The 13,768-nt window shown below is 67.7% G+C and carries 15 protein-coding genes and 1 tRNA gene; 9 read left to right on the top strand and 7 right to left on the bottom strand.

Annotated elements, in window-relative coordinates; translation table 11 throughout:
* Nucleotides 1-207: 207 nt before the first annotated feature.
* On the bottom strand, nucleotides 208-618 hold the full coding sequence (locus BM052_RS03635) for a SufE family protein (protein WP_091143358.1): 411 nt from the start codon (nucleotides 616-618) through the stop codon (nucleotides 208-210).
* Nucleotides 619-713: 95 nt separating this feature from the next.
* On the opposite strand from BM052_RS03635, the gene BM052_RS03630 reads away from it, so the two are divergent.
* Nucleotides 714-2,786: an NAD(+) synthase gene (locus BM052_RS03630; protein ID WP_091143355.1), complete on the top strand. Its 2,073-nt coding sequence runs from the start codon at nucleotides 714-716 to the stop codon at nucleotides 2,784-2,786.
* A gap of 72 nt (nucleotides 2,787-2,858) precedes the next feature.
* Here BM052_RS03630 and BM052_RS03625 read toward each other — a convergent pair whose 3' ends face one another.
* The 3 genes from BM052_RS03625 to BM052_RS03615 all read right to left on the bottom strand — a co-directional run bounded on the left by BM052_RS03625 (nucleotide 2,859) and on the right by BM052_RS03615 (nucleotide 5,496).
* Nucleotides 2,859-4,097, bottom strand: a complete 1,239-nt coding sequence (locus BM052_RS03625) for a glycosyltransferase (RefSeq protein WP_091143352.1) — start codon at nucleotides 4,095-4,097, stop codon at nucleotides 2,859-2,861.
* Nucleotides 4,098-4,121: 24 nt separating this feature from the next.
* Complete coding sequence (locus BM052_RS03620) at nucleotides 4,122-4,694, bottom strand: helix-turn-helix domain-containing protein (RefSeq protein WP_091143350.1); 573 nt, start codon at nucleotides 4,692-4,694, stop codon at nucleotides 4,122-4,124.
* A 169-nt stretch (nucleotides 4,695-4,863) separates the two neighbouring features.
* Complete coding sequence (locus tag BM052_RS03615; RefSeq protein ID WP_091143348.1) at nucleotides 4,864-5,496, bottom strand: DNA/RNA non-specific endonuclease; 633 nt, start codon at nucleotides 5,494-5,496, stop codon at nucleotides 4,864-4,866.
* A 312-nt stretch (nucleotides 5,497-5,808) separates the two neighbouring features.
* Between BM052_RS03615 and BM052_RS03610 the strand changes: the two genes are divergently transcribed.
* Genes BM052_RS03610 through BM052_RS03595 form a run of 4 tightly spaced genes read left to right on the top strand, consistent with a single transcriptional unit; the run spans nucleotide 5,809 to nucleotide 9,688 of the window.
* On the top strand, nucleotides 5,809-6,690 hold the full coding sequence (locus BM052_RS03610; RefSeq protein WP_091143345.1) for an FAD binding domain-containing protein: 882 nt from the start codon (nucleotides 5,809-5,811) through the stop codon (nucleotides 6,688-6,690).
* Nucleotides 6,687-7,175: a (2Fe-2S)-binding protein gene (locus tag BM052_RS03605; RefSeq protein WP_091143343.1), complete on the top strand. Its 489-nt coding sequence runs from the start codon at nucleotides 6,687-6,689 to the stop codon at nucleotides 7,173-7,175. The genes BM052_RS03610 and BM052_RS03605 overlap by 4 nt, the downstream gene beginning before the upstream one ends.
* Entirely contained in the window at nucleotides 7,172-9,442 is a 2,271-nt protein-coding gene (locus BM052_RS03600; RefSeq protein WP_091143341.1) for a xanthine dehydrogenase family protein molybdopterin-binding subunit, read from the top strand. The genes BM052_RS03605 and BM052_RS03600 overlap by 4 nt, the downstream gene beginning before the upstream one ends.
* Before the next feature lie 15 nt (nucleotides 9,443-9,457).
* Nucleotides 9,458-9,688 (top strand): MoaD/ThiS family protein, encoded by a 231-nt coding sequence (locus BM052_RS03595; RefSeq protein ID WP_091143898.1) that lies wholly within the window; start codon nucleotides 9,458-9,460, stop codon nucleotides 9,686-9,688.
* Nucleotides 9,689-9,712: 24 nt separating this feature from the next.
* On the opposite strand, the gene BM052_RS03590 is transcribed toward BM052_RS03595, so the two are convergent.
* Complete coding sequence (locus BM052_RS03590) at nucleotides 9,713-10,132, bottom strand: hypothetical protein (protein ID WP_255405934.1); 420 nt, start codon at nucleotides 10,130-10,132, stop codon at nucleotides 9,713-9,715.
* Nucleotides 10,133-10,279: 147 nt separating this feature from the next.
* Between BM052_RS03590 and efp the strand changes: the two genes are divergently transcribed.
* The 4 genes from efp (at nucleotide 10,280) to BM052_RS03570 (ending at nucleotide 12,351) form a co-directional block, all read left to right on the top strand.
* Nucleotides 10,280-10,843 carry an elongation factor P gene (gene efp, locus BM052_RS03585; protein ID WP_091143338.1) on the top strand — a complete coding sequence of 188 codons (564 nt, stop codon included), beginning with the start codon at nucleotides 10,280-10,282 and terminating at the stop codon, nucleotides 10,841-10,843.
* Nucleotides 10,843-11,238: a hypothetical protein gene (locus tag BM052_RS03580; protein ID WP_091143336.1), complete on the top strand. Its 396-nt coding sequence runs from the start codon at nucleotides 10,843-10,845 to the stop codon at nucleotides 11,236-11,238. Before efp ends, BM052_RS03580 begins: the two co-directional genes overlap by 1 nt.
* Nucleotides 11,239-11,282: 44 nt before the next feature.
* Nucleotides 11,283-12,104: an inositol monophosphatase family protein gene (locus BM052_RS03575; RefSeq protein WP_091143334.1), complete on the top strand. Its 822-nt coding sequence runs from the start codon at nucleotides 11,283-11,285 to the stop codon at nucleotides 12,102-12,104.
* A 163-nt stretch (nucleotides 12,105-12,267) separates the two neighbouring features.
* A tRNA-Leu gene (locus BM052_RS03570) sits at nucleotides 12,268-12,351 on the top strand.
* 92 nt (nucleotides 12,352-12,443) lie between these two features.
* Here the strand turns inward: BM052_RS03570 and BM052_RS03565 are convergent.
* Nucleotides 12,444-13,076 carry a molybdenum ABC transporter ATP-binding protein gene (locus tag BM052_RS03565; protein ID WP_091143332.1) on the bottom strand — a complete coding sequence of 211 codons (633 nt, stop codon included), beginning with the start codon at nucleotides 13,074-13,076 and terminating at the stop codon, nucleotides 12,444-12,446.
* Nucleotides 13,066-13,767: a molybdate ABC transporter permease subunit gene (modB, locus tag BM052_RS03560; protein WP_091143330.1), complete on the bottom strand. Its 702-nt coding sequence runs from the start codon at nucleotides 13,765-13,767 to the stop codon at nucleotides 13,066-13,068. Before modB ends, BM052_RS03565 begins: the two co-directional genes overlap by 11 nt.
* Nucleotide 13,768: the final 1 nt, after the last annotated feature.

The following is a 13,768-nucleotide window of genomic DNA, read 5'->3' as shown; positions in this document are numbered from 1 at the left end:
CCCCTGTCCTTCGGCGGCTCGCAACGACGAAAGCAAGGAGAACGCGAGTCCCGATCGATGGGATTGGGCATAACGCGCCGTGCTGGAAATCTGCCCGACCTCCGCTCGCCCCGGCGCCGTCGAAAAACGCTGGCGCGGCGCCGGGTCCGACACCCTTCGACAGGCTCAGGGTGAGCGGGTCTCGATTCGGATTTCGGGCTGTTTGCTCTAGGCGGCGGCATAGCGCGCGGCGGTTTCGCGGATCAGCGCGATCATGTTGGGCACGCCCTGCGTGCGGTTGGACGAAAGCTGCTTCTTCAGCGCGAATGGTTCGAGCGCGGCGGCGATGTCGGTCTGCGCGACTGTCGCGGCGGGTTTGTCCTGCACGGCGGAAATCACCAGGGCGACGATACCCTTGGTGATCGCCGCGTTACTGTCGGCCAGGAAGTGCAGGGTGCCGTCCTCGCGCGCGGTGGGGTAGACCCAGACGCTGGCGGAGCAGCCGCGCACTTTGGTGGCGTCGGTCTTGAGCGCGTCCGGCATCGCGTCCAATTCGCGGCCCAGCTCGATGAGCAGGCGATAGCGTTCGTCGCCGTCGAGGAATTCGTACTCTTCGCGGATGTCTTCAAGGCTGCGCATGGCATTCGCATTTAGGGTGACATGCGCGGCGGGCAAGAGGATTCGCTCGGCGCAGATTGCCAGCGGCGCGCGTTCCTGTCAGGGAATGTGGCCCTATGAGCGAAGCGCGCAGCCACCCCTTCCACGCCATGCACGAGCACGGATTCGTGCGGGTCGCCACGTCCACGCCGAAAGTACGCACGGCCGATGTCGCCTTCAACCGCGACGCCGTTCTGGCCGAGGCGCGGCGGGCCCACGCGGCGCATGTGGACCTGCTGGTCTTCCCCGAACTGTGCCTGTCATCCTACGCGATCGACGACCTGCACTTGCAGGCGGCGATGATCGAGGCGGTGGAAGGCGCGATCGCCGATATCGTCAAGGCCAGCGCCGAACTTTCGCCGGTGCTGCTGGTCGGCGCCGCGCTGATGCGCAAGGGGCGGCTCTACAACTGCGCGCTGGCCGTGGCCCACGGCCGGCTGCTGGGCGTGGTGCCCAAGTCCTACCTGCCCAATTACCGCGAGTTCTACGAAAAGCGCTGGTTCGCCAGCGGCAAGGCGATCCGGAGCCAGGCGATTCGCGTGAACGGGCAGGACGTGCCGTTCGGCACCGATCTGGTCTTCGCCTCCGAAGTCCTGCCGCATTTCCGCTTCTTCATCGAGATCTGCGAGGATTTCTGGGCCGCGACGCCGCCGTCCTCGCTGGGGGCGCTGGCCGGGGCGACCATCCTGTGCAACCTTTCGGCCTCCAACATCGTCATCGGCAAGTCGGACGAGCGGCACATGCTGTGCCGCTCGCAATCGGCGCGCACCGCCTCGGCCTACGTCTACTGCGCGGCGGGCCATGGCGAGAGCACCACGGACCTGGCCTGGGACGGGCAGGGGGTGATCTACGAACTGGGCGACCTGCTTGCCGAATCCGCGCGTTTTTCGCTGAACCCCGAACTCTGCGTGGCCGATATCGATTGCGAGCGGATCGTCATGGACCGGCTGCGCATCCCCACGTTCAACGATGCGGCGGAGGCCGCCGGGCGCCCGGAGGAGACGTTCCGTTCCGTGCCGTTCCGCCATGCGCCGCACGGCGGCGACATCGGCCTGGTGCGCCCGGTCAGCCGCTTCCCCTTCGTGCCCGACCGCGCCGACAAGCTGGACGCCGATTGCTACGAGGCGTTCAACATCCAGGTCGACGGCGTGATGCGGCGGCTCGAATCGACGGGCGCGTGCTCGATGGTGATCGGCGTTTCGGGCGGGCTCGATTCCACCCATGCGCTGATCGTCGCCGCCAAGGCCTGCGACCGGCTCGGCCTGCCGCGCGGCTTCATCCGCGGCTATACGATGCCCGGCTTCGGCACCAGCGACGGCACCAGGTCCAACGCCTGGAAGCTGATGCGGGCAGTGGGCGTCACGGCGGAGGAGATCGACATCCGCCCCGCCGCCACGCGGATGCTGGAAGACATCGGCCATGCCTTCGCTGCCAAAGGGAAGGAAGGCGGCGAGCCGGTCTACGACGTCACGTTCGAGAACGTCCAGGCCGGCCTGCGCACCGACTACCTGTTCCGCCTCGCCAGCCAGCACGGCGGCTTCGTGATCGGCACCGGCGACTTGTCCGAGTTGGCGCTGGGCTGGTGCACTTACGGCGTGGGGGACCAGATGAGCCACTACGCGGTCAACGCCGGCGTACCCAAGACGCTGATCCAGTACCTGATCCGCTGGTGCGCGACGACCGGGGGTTTCGACGAGGCGACGGGCACGATCCTGTTCGCGATCCTGGATACCGAAATCTCGCCGGAACTGGTGCCGGCCGGCGCCGACGGGGCGATCCAGAGCACCGAGGCGAAGATCGGCCCCTACGAACTCAACGACTTCTTCCTGCACCACGTGATGCGCTTCGGACAGAAGCCCTCGAAAGTCGCCTTCCTTGCCTGGCACGCCTGGCGCGAGGCGGCGCGGGGCGGCTGGCCGGCCGGCTTTCCGGAAAGCCGCAAGAACGAATACGACCTTGCGACGATCCGCGACTGGCTGGAGAAGTTCTTGCGGCGCTTCTTCACCTTCAGCCAGTTCAAGCGTTCGGCGATTCCCAACGGCCCCAAAGTCTCCTCCAGCGGCGCGCTCAGCCCGCGCGGGGACTGGCGCGCGCCTTCGGACGCCAGCGCGGCGGTCTGGCTGGCCGAACTGGACGCGCGCGTGCCCTGACGTCCCGGCGACCGTCCTGGCGGCGCAGGGGAAGAGAAGGAGGAGACGAGTCTCGCTCACAGAGACTTGGAATCAGGTTTCGGCGGCTTCGGCGAGGGCGGGCGGTTCCCCTACGTGCACCGGATTGCCGTCCAGCACGTCTTTCCAGAAGCGCACGATGTTCTGCGCGTTGACGCCCCAGCTGAAGCGGCTGACGTTTTCGGCCACCTCGACCTGGCTGGGAGGGGCGGCGAGGATCTGGGCCACCGCGTCGGCGATGCCCTGGGGGGTGCGCGGGGCGATCCGGCCGGCGGTCTCGTCCCGCACGATTTCGCGCGCGCCGCCGATGTCGGGGATGACGATCGGCGTGCCGCAGGCCAGGCCTTCGATCCAGACGTTGGCCAGGCCCTCGCTCGCCGAGGGGAGCACCAGCACGTCGGCGGCGCAGAGCACGTGGGGCAGGAGGTCGTGCCCCACCAGGCCCAGGAAGTGGACGCGCTCGGACAGGCCCAGGCGCTTCGCCAGGGCCCGGAGGTTCGCCTCGTCCTCGCCCACGCCGGCCAGCGCGAGCCGGGCGTCGGGCAAGTGGGCCAGCGCCTCGATCACCAGGCGCTGGCTCTTGCGCGGGATCAGCGCGCCCGGAGTGACCAGCAGCGGCCCTTCGGGCCAGATGCCGAGGTTAGGCATTGCCGAGACCAGGGCGCGGGCGGCCCCGCGCTCGACCGGGTGGAACTTCTCGCGGTCCAGCCCGGTGTAATGCACGCCGATGCGCTCGGCCGGCATGCCCAGGTCGATCATGTCCTGGCGCAGCGCCTGGCTGACCGCCAGCAGGCCGGCGGCCTGCCCGGCCGCCTCCTTCATCTGCTCCAGCGCGCGCGGGCGCTGTCCCCAGAAATGGATGTCCGCCCCGCGCGACTTGATCGTCAGCGGCAGGCCCAGCGCGCGCGCGACGATCGCGGCGGCGGGCCCGTCGGGGAAGAAGAACTGCGCGTCGACAAGATCGAACGGCTTCTCCTTGTGCAGTTCGCGCACCAGGGGCAGCACCGCGCCGGCGATGCGCCCCGGATTGGAATCGCCGCCGATCTTCGGGAACAGCGTGAAGCGCGGATAATATACCTTGATGCCCACCGCCTCGCTGACTTCGGGAATGTCGCGCAGGCGGGCATAAGGGGGGCGGGTTGAAAACGGCCAGGGAGGCATGCCGATCGGGCTGACCATCGTCAGTTCGATATCGCCGCGCGCCACGACGGCGCGCATCTGATTGCCGACGAAGACACCGAAGGAAGGCTTCACCGGATTCGGGAAGAGCGTGGCGATCGAGAGGATGCGCATGGGCAGGATCGGTCGTAGCGCCCTTTAGAGTTTCCTGACAAGCATCTCGGCAACGGCCAGCCACGGGGGATGTTCCACCGCAATCCGCCGTTGGCCGCTGGCGGGGGGCAGCAGGACGATCTGTCCCTCCTCCTGATCGAGGAGCCGGCCGAACGCGAAGCGGCCGGCGGGGCGCGGGGCGAACACGTCGCGGTTCACCAGTCGGGCGGCGTCCTCGGGCGGGTATTGGCGCAGCCAGACCTGGTCGCCGGCGCGGTATTCGCCGCAGGACGCCTCGACCACCAGCACCAGCCACGGGGCGCCGGTGGAAAGCGCGCTGGGCAGCACCGGTTCGATATCGCCGCGCGCGGCCTCGGCGCCCTGTTCGCCCAGCACCGCCACGATCCGGGGCGGTTCGCCCCCCTCGCTGCGCAGGAGCAGTTCGGGCTCCACTTCCAGCGCGGCGGCGATCCGGTTCATCCATGTGAGCGAGAGATTGCGCATCCCGGTTTCGAGCCGGCCGATCGTCTGCGCGGTCGTCGGCGGCTGGCAGGTGGCGGCGACATCGGCCAGCGTCAGGCCCTTCTGCAGGCGGATGTCGCGGATGCGGTTAATCACGGGAGCCTCTTTGTAAAACCGATTTGGTTTTTCTCTTTCCTACATGATGTCCGTTATGGCAAGTTCTTCCTCGATCTTCAGGGAGGCCGCGATGAAGCAGGAATGCACCGAACGTGAACCGCGGCGGGCAGGCTCGCCGCCATTCGTCCACCGGCGCCGCCGGTCATGGTCAGTTGTCGAAGCGGTAGACTTCGGGGGCCTGGCGGGGCAGCAGCAGGCCCTGCTCGACGCCGGTGGGAACCTGTTCGCCTCCGGTCGCGCCGGTATAGAGCCAGTGGACGAAATAGAGCGAACCCGGCGTTTCCACGGCCCGCCGCTCCAGCGTGCGGAAGCCGGTCGCCATGCTTCGGCGCCCGCTGCGGTTCACGGTGCTGTTCTGCGCCACGACGTTGATGTCGCAGCCGCCGCCCAGCGTGTGGGCGATGGTGTGGCCGCGGTCGAACAGCGACGAATCGTGGAGCGGATGCCCTTTGAGCCGATCGTCCGGCTCGCCCTTGCGGGAAACCGGGTTCTTGCCCTGGCTCACCATGTAGGCGCCGACCAGGCGTTCGCCGACGATGTCGAAAAGGTAGGCGATGCCATGCTTGTCCAGCATGCCGAATTCGTTGAGGCTTACCCAGACGAGATCGGAAGCGGCCCGCTTGCCCGTCCTTGTGGCGGGATTCCAGGAGTCCAGGCTTCGCTTGGGATAGCGCTGCCGCCAGATCGCTTCGAGTTCGTGGAGAACGCCGCCCCAGTCGTCGCTGCCCGGCCGCATCGCCATCAGGGAATTGGTGAGGATCTGATAGGGTTCCAACGGCATCGCAGATCTCCCTTCTTCGCGTCAATGGGGACCAGGGCGCGAATTCGGGCGGAGCATACCGCAATCCGCGCGCAAGGGCAGTTCGATTGTCGCCTCGATTGTCGCCGCCGGGGCCGGGCCCACGATGCCTTCCCTTCGTCGACCTGCAACGGCGAAGCACGGAGATTGAGCCTCGTTCCCGGGGCCCGGCATCGGTCAGGCCGGGGTTAACGGTTTCGCACGGGCCAAATATCAACACACCTCAAAGGCGGTTGACGAATCCCCGGGGAGGTCCAACCTTCCAGGGGCCGGATCGGCCGGCGGGAAAGCGCAATGCCGTCACCAGCCTACCATGCACCCGATACCATAACCGGGGCGATCGCCCTGCTCGCCGCCGATCCCTCGGCGCTGCCGCTGGGGGGAGGAACCGACCTGATCGTGCAGATGCGTTCGGGCCGCATCGCTCCGGGTGCCGTCATCGACCTCAAGCGTATCGAGGGCATGTCCGGCGTGCGGCGCGAGGGCGATGTGTTCGTCATCGGCGCGGCGACTCCGTGCTCCGCGCTCAAGGGGGATGCGGCGTTTTCGGCGGCCTGGCCCGGCGTGGTCGAGGCGGCGAACCTGATCGGCTCGGTGCAGGTCCGCAACCGCGCGACGATGGCCGGCAACCTTTGCAACGCCTCGCCGGCGGCCGACAGCGTCCCCGCGCTGGTGGCGGCCGGGGCGACTTGCGTGATCGCCGGGCCCGGCGGCGTGCGCCAGGTTCCGGTGGAGGCGGTTCCGGTGGCGCCGGGGCGCACCTCGCTCGGGCCCGGTGAGTTCGTGGTCGAATTCCGCCTGCCGGTCCCGCGCGAAGGCGGGGGCGATGCCTACTTGCGCGCCACCCCGCGCACCGAGATGGATATCGCCGTGGTCGGCACCGGCGTTTGCCTCGTGCTCGACGCGGCGGGCACCTGCATGGCGGCGCGCGTGGTGCTCGGCGCGGTCGGGCCGACGGTCATGCTGGTGGAGGAAGCGGGCGCGGCGCTGGTCGGATCGCGGCTGGACGACGATGTGCTGGCCGCGATGTCGCGGGCGGTGCAGGCCGCCAGCAACCCGATCGACGACAAGCGCGGCACCGTCTCCTACCGCAAGGCCATGGCCGGCGTGCTGGCCCGCCGCGCCGCCCTGATCGCCGCCGGTCGGGCCCAAGCCGTTCGAGGTATCAGCCGATGAGCCGTATTCACGTTTCCACCACCGTCAACGGCGACGCCGCCGAGTTCCTCTGCGATCCCGCCGCCTCGCTGCTCGATGCCTTGCGCGATAGCCTGGGCCTGACCGGCTCCAAGGAAGGCTGCGGTTCGGGTGACTGCGGGGCCTGCACGGTGGTGCTCGATGGCGAGATGGTCTGCTCCTGCCTGGTCTTCGCCGCCGAGGCCGAAGGGCGCGCCGTCCGGACCATAGAGGGTGTCGCCGAAGGATCGGTGCTGCATCCGGTGCAGCAGAAGTTCCTCGAACACGCCGCGCTGCAATGCGGATTCTGTACGCCGGGCTTCATCGTCGCCGCCAAGGCGCTGCTCGATCGCAATCCGGACCCCACCGAGACCGAGGTGCGCTACTGGCTGGCCGGCAACCTGTGCCGCTGCACCGGATATGACAAGATCGTGCGCGCGGTGATGGATGCCGGGGCGCAGCTTCGCCAGGAAAGGACGCCCGCATGAACGCGCCCGTGACGATCAAGCAGTTTCGCCACGTCGGCACGCGGCCGGTGCGCCCGGACGGGGTCGACAAAGTTACCGGCAAAGCGCTCTACGGGCCCGATTTCAAGGCGCCTGGCATGCTCTGGGGCGCGATCCTCAGGAGCCCGCATCCCCACGCCCGGATCGCCTCGATCGATACCCGGAAGGCGGAAGCGCTCGCCGGCGTCAAGGCGGTGGCGACGGGCCGCGATTTCCCGACCCTGCAATCGCTGGTCATGCACGTGGGCGAGGGGGCCTCTGACATCATCCATGTCGCGCGCAACTGCCTCGCGTTCGACAAAGTGCTTTACGAAGGCCACGCGGTGGCCGCTGTCGCCGCGACGACGCCGGAGATCGCCCGTGAAGCGCTGTCGCTGATCGCGGTCGAGTACGAGGAGCTGCCGTTCGTGCTCGGGCTCGAGGAAGCGCTGGCCGAAGGCGCGCCGCTGCTTCACGCGGACATGTTCACCAAAGGGGTGGAGCCCCGGCCGGAAAAGCCCTCCAACGCCTCGATGCGGCTGGAGATGGGCTTCGGCGATGTCGATGCCGCGCTGGCGAATGCCGCGTTCACCGTTTCGGGGCGCTACACGATGGAGCCGGTCCACCAAGGCTACATCGAACCGCATGCTTGCGTCGCCTCGTGGAACGCGGATGGGCAGGCGCAGATCTGGTGTTCGACCCAGGGGCACTTCGCGGTGCGCGCGCTCACCGCCTCGGTGCTGGCGATCCCGCAAGCGGACATCCGCGTCATGCCGCTTGAGATCGGCGGCGGCTTCGGCGGCAAGACCACCGTCTACCTGGAGCCGGTGGCGATGATCCTCTCGCGCAAGTCGGGCCGGCCGGTGCGCCTGGCGATGACCCGCGACGAGGTGTTCCGCGCCTCCGGCCCGGCGCCGGGCGCGATCATCGAGGTGCGCATCGGCGCCGATGCCCAGGGCCTGTTCAAGGCCGCCTATGTCGAGTTCAAGTACCACTCCGGCGCCTTTCCGGCGATCGACGCGGCGGCCGGCGTGGCTTCCGCGATCGGGCATTATCGCATCGCCAATACCCGCGTCATCGGCACCGAAGTGCTGTGCAACCGCCCCGCCGCCAAGGCCTATCGCGCGCCGGGCGCGCCGCAAGTCAACTTCGCGGTCGAAAGCGCGATCGACGAACTGGCCGGCAAGCTGGGCATCGATCCGCTCGAACTGCGGCTGAGGAACGCGGCGGCGCAGGGCGATCCCCAGACCTCGGGCGTGCCCTGGGGCCGGATCGGCTGGATCGAATGCCTGGAAGCCGCCAAGGCGCACCCGCACTGGTCGGCGCCGCTCGGCCCCAACCAGGGGCGCGGCATCGCCGGCGGCTACTGGGGCAACTACGGCGGGCCTTCGACCGTGGTCGTCAGCCTGGCCGAGGACGGCACTTTCACGGTCGCGACCGGAAGCCCGGACATCGGCGGCAGCCGCGCCGCGATGGCGATCATGGCGGCGGAAGTGCTGGACGTGCCCTACCAGCAGGTGCGCTGCATCGTCGCCGATACCGCTTCGATCGGCGTGTCGATGGTGACGGGCGGCAGCCGCACCACTTTCGCCACCGGCAAGGCCGTCGTCGAGGCCGCGCAGGCGGTCCGCCGGACGCTGTGCGAGCGTGCGGCGCGGCAATGGAACGTGCCGGCGGGCAGCGTCGAGTGGAGTGACGGCGAAGCGGTCTGCATCGCCGGCGAAAAAGCCGGAACGCGGGCGACCGCCGGCCAGATCGCCGCGCGCGCATCGCATTCGGGCGGTCCGATCGCGGCGCTTTCGGCCATCAACGCGGCCGGCTGGCTGCCCGGTTTCGGTGCCCACATCTGCGATGTGGAGGTCGATCCGGAAACCGGGCACGTCAGGATCGTGCGCTACACCGCGATCCAGGATGTCGGCACCGCCATCCACCCCGACTACGTGGAAGGCCAGATCCAGGGCGGCGCGGTGCAGGGCATCGGCTGGGCGCTGAACGAGGCCTATGTCTACGGCGCGAGCGGCAGGTTGGATAACGCGGGGTTCCTGGATTACCGCATGCCGGTCGCCTCCGACGTCCCGATGATCGACACGGTCATGGTCGAGGTTCCCAATCCCGATCACCCCTACGGCGTGAAGGGTGTGGGCGAAGTGCCGATCGTGCCGCCGCTGGCCGCCGTCGCCAACGCCATCCACGGGGCTACCGGCAAGCGCCTGCGCGATCTGCCGATGGCGCCCGACCGGGTCCACGCCGCGCTTCATCCGCAAGGGTGAAAGCGCGTGCGCATCATGGTGATGCCGCCGTTCGACAAGGAGTTCTTCCGCACTGATCGCTTGGCGCTGGAAGCGCACAACCTGTTCGATCTTGTCGAGAAACTCGATACCCTGGCGCCCGGTTTCGCCGCGATCGCGCAGCCGCGCGTGCACTTCGCGGTCGATGGCGTTATCGAGACCGACTGGTCGCGGGTTCTCTCTCCGGCCGCGGAAGTAATCGTCCTGCCGCGTGTCGGGGGAGGATGAGCGCGCCGCGGCGGGACGCGCGCCTCATTTGCGCGAGATCAGCACGCAGCGCATCTCGCCGTCGCTGCCGTCCTCGGCGATCTGGCGCAGGAAACCTTCGGAAATGCGGTGCAGCCTGAGGCCCTTCAGCTTGCCGCCGGTCATGATGACGCGATCATCGGTATAAAGATAGCTGCCGCGGATTCCGCCAGCCTTGTAGCTCGACGCATTGGCGATGCGGAAATTGAAGTCGGGCATCGGCTTGCCGGCCGGGCCGCCGGCATCGCCCGGCAACTCGCAGGCATAGCGGCCAAGCGCGAGAGTGCCGATCTTGCCGCCAGGAACGGGTGGGGGCGGCGCCTCCCGCGCGGCGAGCGCCGTGGCGGGCGAACCCACGGCAAAGGCCAGGGCGAAAGCGATCGCGCGGGCGATGGAGCGCGGTGAACGACGGTGGCTCATGGCCATGGGCTAGCATCGGCGCGAAGCAATTGCCACAGCCGCGAGGCTCGTCTAAGGGCGCAGGCTTTCTGGGTCGCTTGGCCGGAAGGCCGGCACCGATCCTGTCAACAAGCACTTTGGCTACAAGTTCTTTCCCATCGAAGGCACGAACCCATGAAGATCAGCGGCGTCGACATTCGTCCCGGCAACATCCTTGAATACGAAAACGGCATCTGGAAAGTCGCGAAGACGCAGCACACCCAGCCCGGCAAGGGCGGTGCCTTCATGCAGGTGGAAATGAAGAACCTGATCGATGGCCGCAAGACCAACGTGCGCTTCCGCAGCGCCGACACTGTCGAGAAGGTGCGCCTCGATACCAAGGACTTCCAGTTCCTCTATGCCGAGGGTGACGACCTGGTGTTCATGGACACCGAGACCTACGAGCAGATCACGCTGCCGGCCGACCTGCTCGGCGATGCCGCCGCGTTCCTGCAGGACGGCATGCAGGTTCTGCTCGAACTGTGGGAAGAACGCCCCATCTCCGTCGAGTTGCCCGAACAGGTCGAAGCCACCATTGTCGAAGCCGATGCGGTGGTGAAGGGGCAGACGGCCTCTTCGAGCTACAAACCCGCCGTGCTCGACAACGGCGTGCGCGTGATGGTTCCGCCGCACATCGAAAGCGGCACCCGCATCGTTGTCGACGTTTACGAAAAGACTTACGTCAGAAAGGCAGACTGATGCGACATATCGCGACGATCATGGCTTCGGCGGCGCTGGTGCTGGGTGCGGGCAGCGCATTCGCGGCCACGCCGGCCAAGGCTCCCCCCAAGCCGGCGCCCACCACCGACAAGTCCCAGGTGGAAGACGCCATGCTCTACCTCAAGGTCCTGATTAGCGGCCTGCAGTCGGACAAGGTGGAGCAGCCGGTCAAGGGCGCGCTGGTGGGGTGCCTCTACAACAATTCGCTAGGCAAGATCACCGATTCCATGGACAAGGTGATCGCCGAGAATCCCGGCAAGATCCATCGCGACAATCCCAGCGAACTGCTCAGCGTGATGGTGCGGATCTGCGGCTATCATCCGGAACAGGGCCCATCCGGCACCGCCGGCAAAACGCCGCCGACCGGTCGATGAGCAAGCCCGGCCCAGGCCGGTTTCCAGGAGCAAAGTAGAACGCCATGGCCGCAATTTCCGGTCTCATCCGCGTCATGGAAAAAGCCGCCCGCAAGGCCGGTGGCCGCCTGCGTCGCGATTTCGGGGAAATCGAGCACCTGCAGGTGAGCCGCAAGGGTCCCTCGGATTTCGTTTCGAAGGCCGATCAGACTTCCGAGCGCACGATCTGGGACGAGCTGCGCGCGGCGCGGCCCGACTGGGGCTTCCTGTTCGAGGAAGGCGGCGAGATCGAGGGCGATCCGGCCAAGCCGCGCTTCATCGTCGATCCGCTCGATGGAACCACCAACTTCCTGCACGGCATCCCCCACTTCGCCATCTCGATCGCGGTCCAGGAGCCGCGCCTGGACGGCAAGGGCTGGGGAGATGTCATCGCCGGGCTGGTCTACCAGCCAGTCACCGACGACAGCTTCTGGGCGGAAAAATCGCGCGGGGCCTGGCTGCAGGATCGCCGGCTGCGGGTTTCCTCGCGCCGCCATCTGGACGAGAGCCTGATCGCCACCGGCATTCCTTTCGCGGGACACGGCGATGTGGGGCAGTGGAGCCGGATCTATCATGCGCTCGCCCCGCAGGTCGCCGGTATCCGCCGCTTCGGCTCGGCCGCGCTCGACCTCGCCTGGGTTGCCGCCGGCCGCTACGAAGGCTTCTGGGAAGCCGGGCTCAAGCCCTGGGACACGGCGGCGGGCTGCCTGCTGGTGCGCGAGGCCGGAGGCTTCGTGTCCGACTGGAAGGGCCGTTCGTTGCCTTATTGCGATGCGGAGATCCTGGCCGGCAACGATTCGCTGCATTCGCGCCTGCACAAGATCCTGGCAGGCGCGCTCAAGGATTGACTTGAGCGCGGAGGGCGGTGCCGCTAAGCGGGCCGCCTGGAGCTTGCGTGCCTCTTTGCGGCATGGCGGACGCGAACGACTGAGTTTGGGTTGGTTCTTGACGGTTCCATGGGGAGTGCCAGGAAGAAGTGTTGAGGACCTGCTAAGTAGCGAAGTCCACGTTGCGGGCGTGGCGAAATGGTAGACGCAGCGGACTCAAAATCCGCCGGAGAAATCCATGTCGGTTCGAGTCCGACCGCCCGCACCAACTTTGCAGTTGGTCATGACTGCTTCCTGCCATGCGGTTTGGCGCATTATCACCTCTGCCGTGTCCGTGTCGCTATTTCGAGCAGGCTGGCATCACGTGCCGGGTTCGATCGGAATGATCCGGTGGGCCAGGCGTTCGACTTCGGCCCGGTCGTGGCTGACGTAAAGGATCGGTAGTTCCAGTTCGTCGCGGATGCGCTCGATCAGGCCCAGGATTTCCTCGCGCCGATCGGCGTCGACCGAGGCGAGCGGTTCGTCCATCAGCAGGAAGCGCGGCCCCGACAACAGCGCGCGCCCGATCGCGACGCGTTGCGCCTCGCCGCCCGACAGCGTGGCGGGCATGCGATCGAGCAGGTGGCCGATGCCGAGAAAATCGAGCGCCATGTCCAGCGAGAGCCAGCGGTGTTCGGGTTTCGCCAGCTTCCAGCCATACAGCAGGTTGTCGCGCGCGGTGAGGTGCGGGAACAGGCGCAGATCCTGGAAGACATAGCCGCACTGCCGCTGCTCGGGCTTGAGATCGACCCGCCGCGAGCGGTCGAACAGAACCGTTCCCGAAACGGCGATGCGTCCTTCGATCGGGCGGACGAGGCCCGCGACGGCGTCGAGCAGGCTGGTCTTGCCGGCGCCCGAAGGGCCGAATAGCGCGGTCAGGCCCGGTCCGGTGGTGAATTCGTGGGCCATGCGCGTGCTTCCACGCGTCATCGTCACGTCGATATCAAAGGACATGGCGACCCTTTCCATGGCCGCTGCGCCGGGCGAGCCATTCGGAGAGGACCAGCGCGCCGACCGAAAGCAACACCGAAAGCACTGCCAGTCGCGCCACCTGCAAGTCCGATCCGGGACGCTGCAACGCGCTGTAGATCGCCAGCGGCAGTGTCTGCGTCTCGCCCGGAATGTTCGAGGCGAAAGTTATCGTCGCGCCGAACTCGCCGATCGAACGGGCGAGCCCGAGGACGAGCGCGGCGAGGATGCCCGGTGCGGTCAGCGGCAGGGTCACCGTCACGAACCTGTGCCAGGGGCCGGCGCCCAGGGTGCGCGCGGCGCTCTCCAGACGCCGGTCGACCGCTTCGAGGGATAGCCGCATCGCGCGGACCATCAGCGGCAGCGCCATGACGGCGGCCGCCAGCGCGGCCCCGGTCCAGCGGAACAGGAAGGTGAGGCCGATGGTCTGCTGGAAAAAGCGGCCGAGCGGGGCGTTGGTGCCGAACGCCAGCAGCAGTAGCCAGCCCGTCACCACCGGCGGGAGCACCAGCGGCAGGTGCACCAGGGCATCCAGCAGCACTTTGCCTGGAAACCGCCACCGGGCGAGAATCCAGGCGAGCACGAAGGCCAGCGGCAATACCGCGACGATGGCGACCCCGCTGACTTTGAGCGAGAGCGTCAGGACCTCCCATTCGTCCGGCGAAAGCCCCCGCACG

This window comes from Novosphingobium sp. CF614 (genome assembly GCF_900113255.1).
GTDB lineage: Bacteria > Pseudomonadota > Alphaproteobacteria > Sphingomonadales > Sphingomonadaceae > Novosphingobium.
This window is presented reverse-complemented; position numbering and strand designations above follow the sequence as displayed.

Bases quoted from the DNA above. Each gene is read 5' to 3' on its own strand.
- BM052_RS03635 (WP_091143358.1), bottom strand. From the start codon at position 618: ATGCGCAGCCTTGAAGACATCCGCGAAGAGTACGAATTCCTCGACGGC.
- BM052_RS03630 (WP_091143355.1), top strand. From the start codon at position 714: ATGAGCGAAGCGCGCAGCCACCCCTTCCACGCCATGCACGAGCACGGA.
- BM052_RS03625 (WP_091143352.1), bottom strand. From the start codon at position 4,097: ATGCGCATCCTCTCGATCGCCACGCTCTTCCCGAATCCGGTGAAGCCT.
- BM052_RS03615 (WP_091143348.1), bottom strand. From the start codon at position 5,496: ATGCCGTTGGAACCCTATCAGATCCTCACCAATTCCCTGATGGCGATG.
- BM052_RS03610 (WP_091143345.1), top strand. From the start codon at position 5,809: ATGCCGTCACCAGCCTACCATGCACCCGATACCATAACCGGGGCGATC.
- BM052_RS03605 (WP_091143343.1), top strand. From the start codon at position 6,687: ATGAGCCGTATTCACGTTTCCACCACCGTCAACGGCGACGCCGCCGAG.
- BM052_RS03600 (WP_091143341.1), top strand. From the start codon at position 7,172: ATGAACGCGCCCGTGACGATCAAGCAGTTTCGCCACGTCGGCACGCGG.
- BM052_RS03595 (WP_091143898.1), top strand. From the start codon at position 9,458: ATGGTGATGCCGCCGTTCGACAAGGAGTTCTTCCGCACTGATCGCTTG.
- BM052_RS03590 (WP_255405934.1), bottom strand. From the start codon at position 10,132: ATGGCCATGAGCCACCGTCGTTCACCGCGCTCCATCGCCCGCGCGATC.
- efp (WP_091143338.1), top strand. From the start codon at position 10,280: ATGAAGATCAGCGGCGTCGACATTCGTCCCGGCAACATCCTTGAATAC.
- BM052_RS03580 (WP_091143336.1), top strand. From the start codon at position 10,843: ATGCGACATATCGCGACGATCATGGCTTCGGCGGCGCTGGTGCTGGGT.
- BM052_RS03575 (WP_091143334.1), top strand. From the start codon at position 11,283: ATGGCCGCAATTTCCGGTCTCATCCGCGTCATGGAAAAAGCCGCCCGC.
- BM052_RS03565 (WP_091143332.1), bottom strand. From the start codon at position 13,076: ATGTCCTTTGATATCGACGTGACGATGACGCGTGGAAGCACGCGCATG.